Below are 15,183 nucleotides of genomic sequence, written 5' to 3' on the forward strand. Positions count from 1 at the left end.
GTACTCACATTGTTTTTTCAAGGTTGGGTTGCTTGGTGTTGATAAAAAACCTATTTCCAACCGTAAAGAAGACCACACTTCCCATCGTTGTGACAGCAAGAATCCAAAACATGATTTGGCCTTGAAACTGACTTAAAAGGTACCCGCCGATAATTGGTCCGAGGAAATTTCCAATCTTCCGGAATTGTGCTGCACCGAAATAGGTCCCACGCAAATGTTCAGGGGCAAGTTGGTCAATCATCATACTGTTAGAAGGGAAAATTAAAATTTCACCTACTGTTAACAACACGATGGCCAGAATTGCAGTTACCCAGCCGTTGACAAAACTGAAGACGACTAATCCAGCCGCCATAAAAACGGCACCGATAACCATTACGTGCATTAGCCGGAATCTTTCGGCCACATGGCTAATCGGCATTTGTAGGAAAACAACCATCACGGCATTAATCGTGATCAGTGTCGAAAAAATGACAATCCCATTTTCTACAGTTCCTTCTAGGATTTGCGGTAAGTTGGAGTCAATTTGAACATAACCCATGTTTACTAAAATAATTCCAAGGATTAGAAACCTAAGTGCTTTATCTGTCCTTATGATCGTAAAAGCATCACCAAAAGAGACAACCCTTTTGTTTATTCCCGCTTGAGGTAAGACTAGTTTCTTCATTAGGAATACCAGCACAATGGCATAAAATAAATAGGTGGTGCCAGTTATCGCAAAGGATAACTTTGCAGATGTACTAGCCAAATAGGCACCAGCAAGCGGACCAACGGATGCACCAATATTCAACGCTGTATATCGTAAAGAATATACTTTCATCCGCTTTTCTTTATCTGTCAAATCGGCCATTAAAGCTTGTGATGTTGGTTCAAAAAATGAATTGCAAAGCCCATTTAATGCGTTTAATAGGATAAACCAACCCTGCCCAGTAGCAACAGTAAATCCATAATAAACAAGTGCTACCATTAACAAAGATATCAGCATCACAGGTTTACGTCCAAACCGGTCCGATAAATGACCGCCAATAAACCCTCCAACCGTTCCCATTAACGGACTCATCCCAACGGTTAATCCGATGACGATAGGAGATAAATCCATATGCCTAGATAAGTAGATTGATAAAAAAGGAAGCGTCATAAAAGAAGCGCCCCTTGATAAAACCGTTCCAATTAATAATACCCACACGATCGGATGAAATTGTCCGATGTAGTTCTTAACTTTTGCCATATATGTATGCCTCTCAGATTTTTTTTGTCAATATCTAGTAAAACAATTTATATGGATAATGTAAAGAATCTTCTTACTCTTTTGCAGAAAAAAGCCAGTTCCAATACGGAACTGACTTCGCTAATTTAGTTTGGATTCTTGTATGTTAATGCTCGTTCACTGTCCGCGTAGCCCTTCGTCGTTGGATCCTGTACCATTCCTAACATAGACATCAAAACAAAGACTGCATTTACGAACGTTAACACACCATTCTGAATCGCATCAGTGAGTTGAAAATCTATGATTCCAAAGGAATTTAAACACGCTAACACCATTTGAGCCACAATCATGATTTGAGATATACACGCGATAATCCAGTTCCGGTTTTTTAATCTTACTTTCCAGTTGATCATCTTCCCCATCCCTCTCCTTTATGTTAAACAATCTTTCTATTAACATATGCTCGGACGAGGAAATGGTTGTCCGCTAATATCATCTGTTTATCTTTTATATCCTTAGACTTCTCTTCGCATTGCTTTTAATACGTCAACCTTAGTGGCCCGCTGTGCTGGGCGCAATCCTGAAATGATCGTAACACTATAACAAATCACAATACAAATGATGGGTAAAATAGGCGGGATGTCGCTAAATATTAAATTTAAGTCCGTTTCTTGGCCAAATGCTTGTTTAATAATTAATGGAATCGCAAAATTAACTGTGTAGCTGATTCCATAGGAAACCACCGTACCAATGAGTGCGCCAATCAGCCCTATATAACTGCTTTCAAGCAGAAAAATCCGCTTAATCGTTTTTGGACTGGCACCTATTGCTTTCATTATCCCAATATCAGGGGCCCTTTCAGTCACCGCCATCGTCATCGTATTGTAAATTCCAATAGATGCTATGAGAATAGCGATCGTCCCAATAAATATAAGACCTGCTTTAGCAATCATAAACACCATATTTACTTCTTTTAGTTCATTCACAACGGAGTAAGTCGCATAATTCTTCTCTTTTAATTGGTCAGAGATCCTTTGGACTGATTCCATGTTTTTGGCGTATATTTTCACATCATCATAAGCATTTTTATTAACCTCAAGGTCATCAGGTACTTTATTGGTATTTGCATCCAGCATGTAGCCTTTTGGTGTCCCTGTAAACCTCTCAATTTCAGTTAACATCTCATCTGAAATAAAGACACTACTATCCTGTGCCCATTCTTTTGTTGGCTTCGTAGAAATGCCCACCACTTTCAATGGGATTGTTTTTTCAATTTGTTTTCCGGCTTTAAACTGCCTGATGGTTAATTTAATTTCCTTGCCACGTAATTTACCTTTATAGAGATACTCTGCTTTAACCTGTCCTTTTTCATCATACAAATCCTCGCCAGCATCCTTGTCTGCCAGATTGGTGAGGAAGTTATAGCCCACTGCTACTTCATATTTACTCTTAGGAAACGTGCCCTCGGATAATTCGAAACCAGCTTTAATCTCTGCAGGAAAATTAGTTACAAACGTTGGAGTTCCTTCTTGGTACTTACCAATCGAATACGTGCCTTCTTGCTGTAACATTTTCCGTCTGGTAACCGATTTAACGTCTTTAAGTTCTTCAAATATTTGAATATCTTTATCATTTAAAGGCCGAAACATCCCTTGTTCCTTTGTTTCTTTACCGTGGACATCAATTTGAGTAATGACCCTGCGTTCAGTAATTTCCTTTACCACCGATTTCTGGAGTCCAAATCCGACAGAGGCGAGCACAATCAAGAAAGCACACCCCATTGCTGTTGCTAGAATCGTCATAAATACTCTTGTTCTATTTTTCTTCATATTCTGGCGGACGAAACGGAATTGATCTCTTAGTTTCATACCAACACCTCCTCGGCAATGCGGCCATCTTTTAATTCAATCTTGCGGTTGCCGATATTAGCCACTTTGTCATCATGTGTGATAATTAAAAACGTGATCCCTAAATCCCTGTTTAATTCTTTAATGAATTTCAATAACTCTTCCTCTGTTTCACTATCAAGGCTGCCGGTCGGTTCATCGGCAAGAATAATCGGCGGATTAACAATTAATGCCCGGGCGATACTTACCCGCTGTTGCTGCCCGCCTGATAGCTCCCCAGGATAATGATCCTGGTACTCTAGTAAGCCAACTTTTTGAAGCATTTGTTCAGTTTGCACCTTTCGTTCCTTTTCGTTAATACCTTTTAATATCAACGGCAGTTCCACATTTTGAAAAGCAGTCATGCTTGGAATCAATTGAAAGCTTTGAAAAATAAAACCAAGATTATTAATCCGGAAATCAGCAAATTTCGTTTCATTCAGATCAGATACCTTTTCCCCGCTTATCCAAATTTCGCCCTCTTTTGGATGGATGAATCCACTTACTAAATTGAGAAGCGTCGATTTCCCGGAACCACTTCTGCCAACAATGGTAACAATTTCGCCTTTCTCGACCGTGAAAGAAATATCTCTAAGTACTGGAATAATCGTTTGTCTTCCTTTTTTTCCAATCACAAAATCATGGCTTAAACTTTTAATCGTAATCATAATTTCCTCCTGTTTCCCATTCATTACACTTAATAGACGATGGGCGTTTTACTAAACCCTACACAAATTGAATATTTTTTTCACAATTTGTAGACTGATTCTAAGTTAAATGTATTACAAGAGGGAATATTACAAGCCAAATGGCTTTTGCTAGTCTTTTTGTTTGATAAAAATTATAATAAAGGAATTGAAAATTACTTTTTGAAAGTAAGGAGATCACATGGAGAAATTACATCCATATTGGGAGAAGCTTGTTCGTTTCTGGAAAAAGAAACATTTAACTCAAATATTATTATTACTCATCCTAGTTGTTGTTTTAGCAACCATCCTTTATTTTGGCTGGATTGCGATGCGCGCCAATGTAGAATCACTGAAGCAAGGCCTAAGTCAGCCGACGGTTATTTATGACAAAAAAGGAAAAATAGCGAGTAATGTCGCCACTAATCGGACGAAAGGTATAAAAATTGAGGACTTGCCAAAATATGTCCCAAATGCTGTTGTAGCCATCGAAGACGAACGATTCTATCAGCATGGCGGCTTTGATATCAAAGGGATAGCCCGTGCCTTTTTTAGTAACTTGTTTGCAGGCAGGATTACTGGCGGCGGCAGTACGTTAACTCAGCAGTTAACGAAGAATGCCCTCTTGTCTCCGGAGCGAACCTATAAACGAAAAGCGGAGGAATTATTTTTAGCCGTAAAAATTGAAAAGGTTTATTCCAAAAATGAGATTTTGCAGATGTACCTCAATCAGGTTTATTTCGGGAGCGGTGCCTGGGGAATTAGCAATGCATCCAAAAAATATTTTGATAAAGATATTTCTGATGTGACGGTAAGCGAGGCAGCGATGCTTGCTGGATTGCTGCATTCACCGAATTACCTTGATCCCTATAATAACTATGATTTAGCCATGAAGAGACGAAATACTGTATTAGCAAAAATGAAAGAACTAGGGATGATTAATCAGTCTCAGTATGCCAAGGCTAAAAAAGAAAAGATTCACCTACATGATGGCGGTGGGAGCTTTGTCGAGCGAAAATACCCTTATTATGTGGATGCTGTTTTAAATGAAGCGATTAATAAATATGGCCTAACTCAGGAAGAAATTTTAACAAGAGGCTATCGAATTTACACAGCCATGGATCAAAATCTTCAGTCTGGTCTTGAAAAGGTCTATAGTGAAGATTACTTGTTCCCCCGCAGTAGAGGTGGAGAACTTGTTCAAAGTGGCTCCGTTTTAATGGATCCCGCTTCCGGAGGCGTGAGTGCCCTTGTAGGCGGCCGCGGCGAGCATGTATTCCGAGGCTTTAACCGGGCTACGCAATTAAGGGCACAGCCAGGGTCAACAATCAAACCACTGGCAGTTTATACACCTGCCCTTGAAGAAGGTTACAAGTATTCATCGGAGCTTTCCGATAAACCAATTACCTTTGGAAATTACAAACCGGAAAATTTCTCAAGAACCTATTCTGGAAAAGTTGAAATGTACAAGGCCCTTGAGAAGTCCTTAAATATTCCGGCCGTATGGCTGTTAAATGAGATTGGCTTAAATAAGGGGATCGATTCATTAAAGAGGTTTGGCATCCCTGTTGAAAAAGAAGATAGAAACCTAGCAATCGCACTTGGCGGGATGAGTAAGGGGGTCTCCCCTCTGCAAATGGCTAACGCTTTTTCAGCTTTCCCCAATGGAGGCAAGCGGGAAGACAGCCACTTCATTACGAAAATAGTCGGACCTACTGGGAATGTCCTCGCCGAGCATAAAGCAAAAACGACAAAAGTAACCTCCAAAGGGGTCACAGATGAGATGACATCGATGCTCTTAAATGTCGTCGAATCAGGTACTGGTAAGCGGGCGCATATCCCCGGCGTGCAGCTTGCAGGAAAAACGGGATCCACGCAGTTACCTTATAATGATATTAGTGGGACAAAGGATCAATGGATGGTCGGCTATACACCTAATCTTGTCGGAGCCATCTGGATGGGGTTTGACCAAACCGACCGAGAACATTACCTGCCAAGTTCGAGTTCGGCCAATGTGGTTCCGATTTTCAAGGAGATAATGAAGGAGTCTACTCAGCATCTTCCTAAAGAATCTTTTGCAGCTGCATCCATTAATGCGCAGCTTTCTGGGAAAGCCTCTCCAATGATAAGCATCAATGAACAAGCGAAGAAGATTAGCAAAGAATTAAATGAAAATGCACAGCAGATTGGGAAATCAATTAAAGCAAATGCTCCCGGCTGGAAAAAAAGTCTTGATTCAGCTTTGTATAAGCTTGGTAAGGGCGTTAATTTACTCATAGAAAGATTTCAGAAGTAAAAAAAATAGCACCAATGCGGTGCTATTTTTCTATTTGCAGGGAGTGATAAAAGCTCCCTGTGATTTTTTGTATTGTTTCTTCTTGTTCTGATTGGAAAACAGTCAAAAAGCATGTTGATGGACCTGCAGATTTTAAAATATCCACGTTTGAGATGATCATTTCTTGTGAAAATTCTTGATTAGAAAACATCTGATTGATTTCATTTAAAATCCCTTTGGAACCAACCGGCCAAATCATCACATCATTTACTTTGGATACCTCTTGAAAAACGGAAAGTGGGACCACATCTTCCTTAAGTTCAATCACTTCGTTTCCAACCAGCGGTCTACCTATAACGGCAAATTTTAATTGATTAGAGTATGTTATCTCTGTTGTTGGAGCGATTGACTTTTTCCCGAGAACAACTAATCCAACGGCAGATTGCAGAAGTGAAAAGTTACTTTCTGTACTACCAGATATCCTTACATCAAATAACTTGAGTTCGGCCATCCCCTTTTCTATACCACTAACTAGTTCATCCCATGGTTCATTTCCACAAAAATTGTGGAGCAACACTGCAATAGGTTCCCCTCCTGCCGCGATACACTCCATAACAGCAACTCTAAATGCATAATAAGCAACTGTTTCGTAAGGAACCTGAACAAGATCGTCTTCCTTCATTCCAATCGCACCACTATTATCACAGGCAATAATGAGGGAGTCCACCTCATTAAAAGGAATGGTTAGTATATCCCTCATTGTTTCACATCTCCCTTTGATATTTGACGATGCGTGACGAGGGATGCAAGCCGTGGTATTGCTATCAATGCAATAATTGTATTAATGATCGAACCGATGAGCAGTGAAGGGACGATCCCCAAATAAAAACCTGTGTTCATTAAAAAAATAAATGGGATGGGGGCTACAAATGAATTCCCAATAATAAAAAGCGTACTTGCTATCCATTTATTGTTTTTATAAAGACGTCCAAACACCCAAACCAGCACGGCCATTTCGACAGCTATTAAAAAGTGCATCGGTCCTAATGGGAATCCACCAGCCAATGCAGATAGTAAATGGCCAAATGCACCCACAACCGCTCCGGCACCGGCACCAAAAAGGACGGCGGCTAAAAGCGCAGGAAATACGTCCAATGCGACACTGCCGACAATGGCCGGAATCTTTATCATCGCACCGACGACAGACAATGCCGTTAACATCGCGAGTCCGCTTACTATTTTTCCCTTCATGCTACTTATCCTCCTTACGCTTCCCATCCTTAAACACCTTTGCACTGCGCACATATTCTACGTCGTTCACTTTTAATCGATAGTTTATGACTCTTGCCAATGCAAAGAAATAATCTGAAAGACGGTTTAAGTACATCAGTGCAATTTCAGAGGTTTTTGGGTCAGCCTTTACTAATTTAACTACCAATCTTTCAGCTCTTCTAGTTACCGTTCGGGCAATATGAATCGATGCCGATGGCTTAGTTCCTCCTGGTAAAATAAATCTCTCCAACTCAGGTGCTTCTTCAATATATTCATCTATTTTCTTTTCAAGGTAATCAATCGATTCTTGGTGAAGTTTTGATTCGCGCTTCTCCGTCACATTGGCAAGGTCACCACCACAATCAAATAATTCATGTTGGATTTTTTCAAGATCAGCTAGCACATCATTGAATAATTCCTGGTCCAGCTCTTGGATCACTTGGCCGACAAAGCAATTGACCTCGTCAACTGTTCCGTATGCTTCTACGCGAATATCATCTTTGTCTACCCTTCCACCGATTATGCTTGTTTTCCCTTTGTCCCCTGTTCTTGTGTAAATTCTCATTAGTCCCATTCCCCTTTACTTTATCGTTTGATTTATACCATACCAAATAACGTCAACTTTTTCTGACTTGGCCGCGGTATCTTGATAAGCCCAGCCGGTAATATCCCGCCACAGTCTATTTTCTGCCTCGACTGGAACAATTCCTTTTGTGATATCTGTTCCAATGATAATTAATTGGCGATGTAGCGCTGCTTGCTCCCAAGTGAGCCAATTATCTATACAATTAGCCCAGATTCCCCGACACTTATCGGCAGCCAATGTCACAGATAAATCTTTCAACCACAATTCCACTCCCTCAAGGATCACCACATCCTGGTCGAAAGCATTCAAATCTTTAGGAAGTGGCTGGTTTTCGTAAGCTGATACCCAATGATTGTACTCGAAAACTTGGTAGGCATTCTTTACCCATGCCCGTTTGCCGTTAAAGGCACCTCCAATAATAAAATGCATCGTCTCCCCCTCCTTAGCGATTCTGTATCAAATATCAGTTCGTAACCTTGATCATGAGTTGCCTGCCAGGCCCAAAATTCTTTATGTTCTGGCGCAAACCTAGATAAAAGATAGCGAATCACCCCGCCATGGGTAATCACTGCACAGCTCTGCAGGTTTGTGTTCAGCACCACTTCGGTAATCTTAGACCAGCCTGAATCAACCCTTGTGCTGAACTCATGAAATGATTCCCCTTGCGGCGGAAAATGATTAAAAGGATCATCTAGCCAATGGCGATAGAGGCGATTTTCTTTCAAGTCTTCATACGTTTTCCCTTCCCATTTACCAAAGTTCATCTCACGTAATTCTTTTAATAAATGGGGACTTGTTGTTGGAAATAACGTTTCCAGCGTTCGAACACATCTTTGCAAATCACTTGAAAAATAGCGCTGATAGGTCTTGGGAGTCATAATTGTGTTTGAACCAGGGCATAAGGGTGAGTCGTTCCAGCCTAGATAGGCTTTTCGTTTATTTTCCTCTGTTACACCATGACGAAATAATGCAATAACCACACGGTCATCCATAGAAGTAACTCAGTCCCTTCCACCGCAGCCCCTAAGACATCCCCCGTAATTCCGCCAAACCATTTGAGAGCTTTACGACGAAAAAGGAATAAGCAACAGACTGCAACCAAGATCAATAAAGCGATGATGAAGAATTCTTTTATTAATAAACTAACGATTACTAGAAAACTAACCAAGTAAATCGGATACGGCCAAAGCGACTTCGGTTTCGCAGCATTCTGGAACAATGAGCCGAGCCCCTCATTTTTTGCAGCCTTCACCGTTAAGAGCATCACTCCCATGACACTTTTACTCAAAAACGGAATGGCTGCAATCATGAGCCATTGAAGGTTTTCAACATTCGTTGTACTTTCAAAAATAAATAGAAACCGAGAACTTAATAAAACAAGAATAGATAAAACACCGAAAGCACCTGTTCTCGGATCCTTCATGATTTCAAGTCTTTTCCCCTGGTCTTGATAGGAAAAATAAGCATCACTGGCATCCATCCAGCCATCTAGATGAATTCCTCCCGTTAAGAGAATCGTAGCCAGCCACAACAAGAAAGCTGCAGCAAGATGAGAAAAAGGAGTAAATTCAATGGACAGGTACAATACAGCTGCATAAATGATTCCTTGCATTAATCCTACTAGTGGAAAGGCCTGCACTGCCTTTTTTAGATGTTCTTTATCCATTGGCAATTCTAATCTGATTGGGATAGCCGTAAAAAATTGAATATCTATTAAAAAACCTATAAAGAACTTCATCATTTTGAACCCCATTGATCGATGATTTTCTTAATGAGATCCCATCTTAGATGACTTTTCATTTCTGCAGCGATCAAATCAAAGCGTTTGTCTTTATACTCGCTAATGGAACGAATCTTTTCGTAGGGCAGTCCTTTCTTTTTCCGAATCATGTTTAACCATTGATTTCTCCACTCATCATTATGAAAAAGATGGTGAAGATATGTCCCAATAATTTGACCGTCATTTCCGAAATAGCCATCTTCCAACCCATTCGCTAATGTTAAAAACGGACAGACTTCTTTTGAAAAGATCATTTTTCCTAAATGGATCTCATAGCCTTCTAAGGGCTGATTGGATCTCAATCCAGTAGCATGGTGATACTTGGCAATAACTTGATTTGTTTCTTTTTCTTTATAAAAAGTGGTTGTTGCGGGGATAATCGCTAACCCCTTTACCTTGTGGTTCGGTATTCCAGTGTCAGAACCTTCTTTATCGATCATTTCCTCACCAAGGATTTGATAGCCCCCGCAGATTCCAACAACATAACCGCCATTTGCAATATGGTTTTGGACTAGAATGTCTAACTGATTTTCTCTTAAATGGGTCATATCATTGCTAGTACTTTTAGTCCCTGGAATAATGATCGCATCGGGCTGCCCAAATTCACTCTTATTATGGACCCAGCGGAGCGTCACATCTTCTTCATATAAGAATGGCTCAAAATCACTGTAATTTGAAATAAACGGCAGGTGGATGACGGCGATATCAAGAACTCCGTTATTGCGTTTTGAAAATTGGGTCCGAATCGACAAGGAATCCTCCCCATCGATCATATGATTTTCCACATACGGCAAGATACCTAATACTGGGACACCTGTCCTCTCTTCGAGCCATTGAACTCCATCTTCAAATAAGGTGATATCACCGCGGAATTTATTGATAATTATACCAATCACTCTTTGCCTTTCATTCGATTCCAAAAGGTCAAGCGTACCAATAATACTGGCAAACACTCCCCCGCGATCGATATCAGCAACTAAGATAACTGGGACATCTGCTAGTTCGGCCACCTTCATATTGACCAATTCTCGATCCTTTAAATTGATTTCAACCGGACTGCCTGCCCCTTCAATCACGACCACATCAAATTCTTCAGAAAGGTGGCGGAGTGATTGCTGAATTACGGCTAACCCTTGCTCATAGAAGTGATCTCGATACCTGCGCCCTGAAAGGGTTGCGAGTGCTTTTCCCAGATAAACAATTTCGGCGTGCTGATCTGACCGCGGCTTTAATAGAATTGGATTCATCCAAACAGAAGGCTCCACTCGAGCTGCTTCCGCTTGAATCCCTTGCGCCCTGCCGATTTCTTTTCCATCTCTTGTCACGTAAGAGTTATTGGACATGTTCTGCGATTTAAATGGGGTAACTCTGACTCCCTCATCGGCAAGGATTCGACACATCGCGGTGACGATCAGACTTTTCCCCACATCTGAAGCTGTTCCCTGAATCATGATTCCTTTCATCGTAGGACTCCCTTCATTCCAATTGGAATCCCTGCTTCTACTAAAAACACTTGGTCTGCTTCCTTGACCAAATCCTGATGAATTTGTCCTAGCAAACGTCCATACGTGAATACCATTTCATTGCTAACTACAGGTTCGTTTAAAACTTCATTACTGACAACAATCAGGAGCCCGGCACAATTTTTAATGGATGAAATGCCCGTTATAATATTATCTTTGACGGTTTCTAAAAACTGTTCCTCCCACTTTTGCTCAAAAGAAAACAATTCATTATTTAATAGTGTGGTGACACAATCTAGTAAAACGACATCTTTGGCATTGAACTCTTCAGCCAGCCTACCAATTTGTACAGACCGTTCATATGTTTTCCAAAGATAAGCTCCTGATAATCGATCATGTTGGTGTTTTTCAATTCGTTCCTTCATTTCTGGATCCGAAACAACACCAGTTGCCAAATAGTTAAGTCTGCCTCCAGTTTTACTTGCAATTTCGACTGCTTTCCTCTCTGCAAAACTGCTCTTTCCGCTTCTTACTCCACCTGTGATGAAGATGAATGATGGTGTCGCCAATGTGTTAACACCTCCATTAGTTGATTATTGTCTTCATGACCTTTTATAGCAAAACGCAGCCATCTTCCCTCTAAGCCGGGGAAATTAAAGGTATGGCGTGGAATAATGCCTTGATGAAGAAGAAACTCAAACAATGAGAATTGATCCGGTAAAAGCGGGTCCTGTAATAGGTAGAAATTAACACGAGACGACGAAACTACAAATTCATTTTTAATAAAAAAGGAAAAAAGCCGTCTTCGCTCATTACAGATATATTCTTGTGTTTCTATCATAAAAGATCCGGATTGCAGACAAAGTTCCCCTGCCAGCAGTGCGATCGTATTGACACTCCAATGTGATTGCCATTTGCTAAGTTCTGAAACAAGTGCAGGTGGAGCTATTAAATATCCCAAACGAATTCCTGGGATTGCAAACATCTTGGTTAGCGAGCGGATGATAATCAAATTTGAAAATTTGTTTATATATGGAACTAGTGATTCATATTCTATTAAAAAATCGAAAAATGCCTCATCCAAAATGACTAAGCAATCTCGTTGTTCACATTCCTCTACAATCGAGATAATTGTTGACGCAGAATACTGGATGCCTGTTGGATTGTTAGGGTTACACAAAAACAAGGCATCCGCATCCAGAAGACTCATGTGTAAATCGGCAGTGTTCAATTCAAAATTAGGCTCTATTAATTGATGGTAGATAATTTCACATGAATTTGCCCGACATGCTTCTTCGTATTCTGTAAATGTTGGTTCCACGATGACGACTTTTTTTCCGGCAAGCATTCGAGCAACCAGGGTAATGAGCTCTGCCCCGCCATTGCCAATAAAAATAGATTCATTCGGTACCTGTTCTGATTTTGAAATTATGTCCCTCAGCTTTGCTGCAAACGGATCCGGGTAAACATTAATTTCGTGAAAGAAATCCAGCCACTTCTCTTTCAAAGCAGGTGGCGGACCAAGTGGATTGATGTTTGCGCTAAAATCAATAAACTGCTTTGGGAGAGCTAGTCCCATCGCTTTATATAAATATTGAGGATTCGAACCATGTGACGGCCAAATCAAGGAGGATTCCCCCAGTCCATAAAAGTAGTAAAAATAAAAAGACCGTTTTGCATAAAATGTAATTAGCTTGGATGATATGTTCGGCTTTGATGGACCGAATGGGGTCACCCATTTTTGCTCGGTTGGAAACGATCCCTTGGTAATAATTGATACCACCAAGCTGTATCCCTAAAATTGCTGCAACAGCCGCTTCCCCCCAGCCACTATTTGGGCTCAGATGCTTTTTTGCATCGCGGAACAAAATCGTCCACGCTTTTTTATATGTAATGCAATCAGGTCGTTGTCCGAGTAGCATAATCATTCCAGTTAATCGACTGGGGAGCCAATTCATGACATCATCCCATTTTGCAGACGCCCAGCCAAACTCTATATATCTATTATTCATGTGGCCTACCATCGAGTCACATGTATTTGCTGCACGGTAAACCATCGCAAGCGGAGCTCCACCTATCAGCGCCCAAAACATCGGGGCAGTTACCCCATCACTTGTATTTTCGGCAACCGTTTCAATCGTTCCTCGTGCTATTTCGCCTTCAGCGAGGTTTTCAGTATCCCGTCCCACAATATACGATAGTTTTAGCCTGGCATCAGTAAGGTCCCCTGCTAATAATGGCCGATAAACCTCCAGTGACGCTCCCTTCAAGCTTTTTTGGGCAATCGTGGTAGAAATAATGATACTTTCTACTAGTACCCCGACAATTGGATGAATCCCATATCCTGTTACTAGTAAAACCAACACAATGATATAAACAGAGAGTAAAATAAAAAGGAGCATGCCCAACCCTTTCCATCGTTTAAACTTACCCTTATTCCAACGTTTTTCAAAAAATGTAATCATCGTACCTATCCATCTGACTGGATGAGACCAATTAGGTGGATCTCCAATAATCATGTCCAAAATATATGCAACTGAAATTGCGATTAAATGATTGACAATCATTTTCTTTTCCTTTTACTTGATTTTTGAATTGCTTCTGTCGTGCACAGATAAACTGCTTTACCGATGAGCTTTCCTAATGGGGTAATCGTTCCTGCAAATTCAAGCACTGCTCCCGTTTGAGTAGCAGCAATTAAAATACTATCGGTTGAGGTTCCAGAAGCGATCGTTCCTGTCACTTCATCTTTTACCTTTAAATCATTCAATGCCTTTACCTTCGCTTCTGTTGCGGTCATGATACTTTGGATAAAAGCTTCTTCTGTTAGCTCGCCGGTCACAAAAACCCAAGTATTAATCGTGCCAGGTGTCATTTCGAATGAATGCTGTTCACCTTTAGACGCATCAATTGCATTTCCCACCCCTGCCGTTACCACAACAAAGATGGAGAATTCTTCTTCTATAAATCGTTTGTAGACCACATCTTCAAGGACGACGGCTGTCATCATCCCAACGGTTTCCGATGGTTCAAATCCCTTTGATTTTAAAAATGAGGCCATTTCTGCTCGATGGTTACTACAGCTGTAATCCTTGTGAACATGTCGATTGACAAATATTTGGTGCCACCCTGTTCCCGAACCAATGACCCCAGATGACATGGTCCTTAATGGAATAGGCGTTGTTAGCTCGATCCATTCTTCCGAAATATGTAACCTCGTCTCATCTATGTTAAAATTGACAACCTCGCAATTCCTTTTAGGAAGTAAGACCATTTGCGGTGCAGCCACTTTAGGATGAGGATGTTTTTGAATGTCTGTATGGTACACGTCTCTTATTCGTTCTTCCCGAAGAACTTCATTAGGAATCTGATCAATATTAATCCGTCCATTTTCAAGGAGGAGAAGTCGGTCACAATACAGACCCGCTAGGTTTAAATCATGAAAAATAGAGATGACGGTTAACCCATTTTCTGAAGTCCATTGTTTTAAGAAATCAAGCAATTCCTTTTGGTACGATAGATCCAAATGATTCGTGGGTTCATCTAATAAGAGAATCTCAGGTTCTTGGGCAAGCGCTTGAGCGAGAAATACTCGTTGTTTTTCCCCGCCTGATAACTCCTGAATATTTTTATTTTGGAATCTGGATACACCTATTTGATTCATTACTTTTTGCACGACCTCTTCATCGGCGGTACTCCAAGTTTGGAACAAACCCTTTTGGTGGGCATAACGGCCGAGGGAGACGGTTTCTTTTACCGTATAGGAGAAAGACTGTGATGAATGCTGGGAAAGAACAGCGATAATCTTTGCTAGCTGCTTAGCCTTATATTCTTGGAGCGATTTTCCATTGATCACAATCTCCCCTTCTTGGAACGGTAAAATTCCACTGAGCATTTTCAAAAGAGTTGTCTTACCACTTCCATTTGGTCCTAATATCCCAAATAATTCTCCCTTTTCCACGGTAAAGGAAATATCTTTCAGAACGGCTTCACTTGAGTATCCACCGGAAACCTGTTGAACGTCGAGCATC

Annotated in this window: 16 protein-coding genes; 1 reads left to right on the top strand and 15 read right to left on the bottom strand. The window is 40.7% G+C overall.

Annotated elements, in window-relative coordinates; translation table 11 throughout:
• Positions 1-4 precede the first annotated feature (4 nt).
• The 4 genes from BDR01S_RS00100 to BDR01S_RS00115 form a co-directional block, all read right to left on the bottom strand.
• Positions 5-1,225, bottom strand: coding sequence for an MDR family MFS transporter (locus BDR01S_RS00100; RefSeq protein ID WP_066253610.1), 1,221 nt, complete (start codon positions 1,223-1,225; stop codon positions 5-7).
• Positions 1,226-1,350: 125 nt separating this feature from the next.
• Positions 1,351-1,617 carry a phage holin gene (locus BDR01S_RS00105; protein WP_066259934.1) on the bottom strand — a complete coding sequence of 89 codons (267 nt, stop codon included), beginning with the start codon at positions 1,615-1,617 and terminating at the stop codon, positions 1,351-1,353.
• 102 nt (positions 1,618-1,719) lie between these two features.
• On the bottom strand, positions 1,720-3,072 hold the full coding sequence (locus tag BDR01S_RS00110; RefSeq protein ID WP_066253608.1) for an ABC transporter permease: 1,353 nt from the start codon (positions 3,070-3,072) through the stop codon (positions 1,720-1,722).
• Positions 3,069-3,758 (bottom strand): ABC transporter ATP-binding protein, encoded by a 690-nt coding sequence (locus tag BDR01S_RS00115; RefSeq protein ID WP_066253603.1) that lies wholly within the window; start codon positions 3,756-3,758, stop codon positions 3,069-3,071. The genes BDR01S_RS00110 and BDR01S_RS00115 overlap by 4 nt, the downstream gene beginning before the upstream one ends.
• Positions 3,759-3,978: 220 nt before the next feature.
• Here BDR01S_RS00115 and BDR01S_RS00120 point away from each other — a divergent pair, with 220 nt between their 5' ends.
• The gene (locus tag BDR01S_RS00120) at positions 3,979-6,072 is read left to right on the top strand and encodes a transglycosylase domain-containing protein (protein WP_066253602.1); all 2,094 of its coding nucleotides are present in this window, start codon (positions 3,979-3,981) and stop codon (positions 6,070-6,072) included.
• 22 nt (positions 6,073-6,094) lie between these two features.
• On the opposite strand, the gene BDR01S_RS00125 is transcribed toward BDR01S_RS00120, so the two are convergent.
• Genes BDR01S_RS00125 through BDR01S_RS00175 form a run of 11 tightly spaced genes read right to left on the bottom strand, consistent with a single transcriptional unit; the run spans position 6,095 to position 15,182 of the window.
• The gene (locus BDR01S_RS00125) at positions 6,095-6,811 is read right to left on the bottom strand and encodes an ATP-binding protein (RefSeq protein WP_066253599.1); all 717 of its coding nucleotides are present in this window, start codon (positions 6,809-6,811) and stop codon (positions 6,095-6,097) included.
• Positions 6,808-7,302: an ECF transporter S component gene (locus tag BDR01S_RS00130; protein ID WP_066253597.1), complete on the bottom strand. Its 495-nt coding sequence runs from the start codon at positions 7,300-7,302 to the stop codon at positions 6,808-6,810. Before BDR01S_RS00130 ends, BDR01S_RS00125 begins: the two co-directional genes overlap by 4 nt.
• 1 nt (position 7,303) lies before the next feature.
• On the bottom strand, positions 7,304-7,888 hold the full coding sequence (locus tag BDR01S_RS00135; RefSeq protein WP_066253595.1) for a cob(I)yrinic acid a,c-diamide adenosyltransferase: 585 nt from the start codon (positions 7,886-7,888) through the stop codon (positions 7,304-7,306).
• 15 nt (positions 7,889-7,903) lie between these two features.
• Complete coding sequence (locus BDR01S_RS00140; RefSeq protein ID WP_066253593.1) at positions 7,904-8,338, bottom strand: bifunctional adenosylcobinamide kinase/adenosylcobinamide-phosphate guanylyltransferase; 435 nt, start codon at positions 8,336-8,338, stop codon at positions 7,904-7,906.
• Positions 8,290-8,901, bottom strand: a complete 612-nt coding sequence (locus BDR01S_RS00145; RefSeq protein ID WP_066253590.1) for a histidine phosphatase family protein — start codon at positions 8,899-8,901, stop codon at positions 8,290-8,292. Before BDR01S_RS00145 ends, BDR01S_RS00140 begins: the two co-directional genes overlap by 49 nt.
• The gene (cobS, locus tag BDR01S_RS00150; RefSeq protein ID WP_066253587.1) at positions 8,859-9,647 is read right to left on the bottom strand and encodes an adenosylcobinamide-GDP ribazoletransferase; all 789 of its coding nucleotides are present in this window, start codon (positions 9,645-9,647) and stop codon (positions 8,859-8,861) included. Before cobS ends, BDR01S_RS00145 begins: the two co-directional genes overlap by 43 nt.
• Positions 9,647-11,152 (bottom strand): cobyric acid synthase, encoded by a 1,506-nt coding sequence (locus tag BDR01S_RS00155; RefSeq protein ID WP_066253584.1) that lies wholly within the window; start codon positions 11,150-11,152, stop codon positions 9,647-9,649. The genes cobS and BDR01S_RS00155 overlap by 1 nt, the downstream gene beginning before the upstream one ends.
• Positions 11,149-11,721 carry a bifunctional adenosylcobinamide kinase/adenosylcobinamide-phosphate guanylyltransferase gene (locus BDR01S_RS00160; RefSeq protein ID WP_066253579.1) on the bottom strand — a complete coding sequence of 191 codons (573 nt, stop codon included), beginning with the start codon at positions 11,719-11,721 and terminating at the stop codon, positions 11,149-11,151. The genes BDR01S_RS00155 and BDR01S_RS00160 overlap by 4 nt, the downstream gene beginning before the upstream one ends.
• Entirely contained in the window at positions 11,682-12,779 is a 1,098-nt protein-coding gene (cobD, locus tag BDR01S_RS00165; RefSeq protein ID WP_066253576.1) for a threonine-phosphate decarboxylase CobD, read from the bottom strand. Before cobD ends, BDR01S_RS00160 begins: the two co-directional genes overlap by 40 nt.
• Positions 12,736-13,719 (bottom strand): adenosylcobinamide-phosphate synthase CbiB, encoded by a 984-nt coding sequence (cbiB, locus tag BDR01S_RS00170; protein ID WP_066253573.1) that lies wholly within the window; start codon positions 13,717-13,719, stop codon positions 12,736-12,738. Before cbiB ends, cobD begins: the two co-directional genes overlap by 44 nt.
• Positions 13,716-15,182: a heme ABC transporter ATP-binding protein gene (locus tag BDR01S_RS00175; protein WP_066253569.1), complete on the bottom strand. Its 1,467-nt coding sequence runs from the start codon at positions 15,180-15,182 to the stop codon at positions 13,716-13,718. The genes cbiB and BDR01S_RS00175 overlap by 4 nt, the downstream gene beginning before the upstream one ends.
• Position 15,183 lies beyond the last annotated feature (1 nt).

It is taken from the genome of Neobacillus drentensis NBRC 102427 (genome assembly GCF_001591445.1).
In the GTDB taxonomy this organism is placed as follows: domain Bacteria; phylum Bacillota; class Bacilli; order Bacillales; family Cytobacillaceae; genus Neobacillus; species Neobacillus drentensis.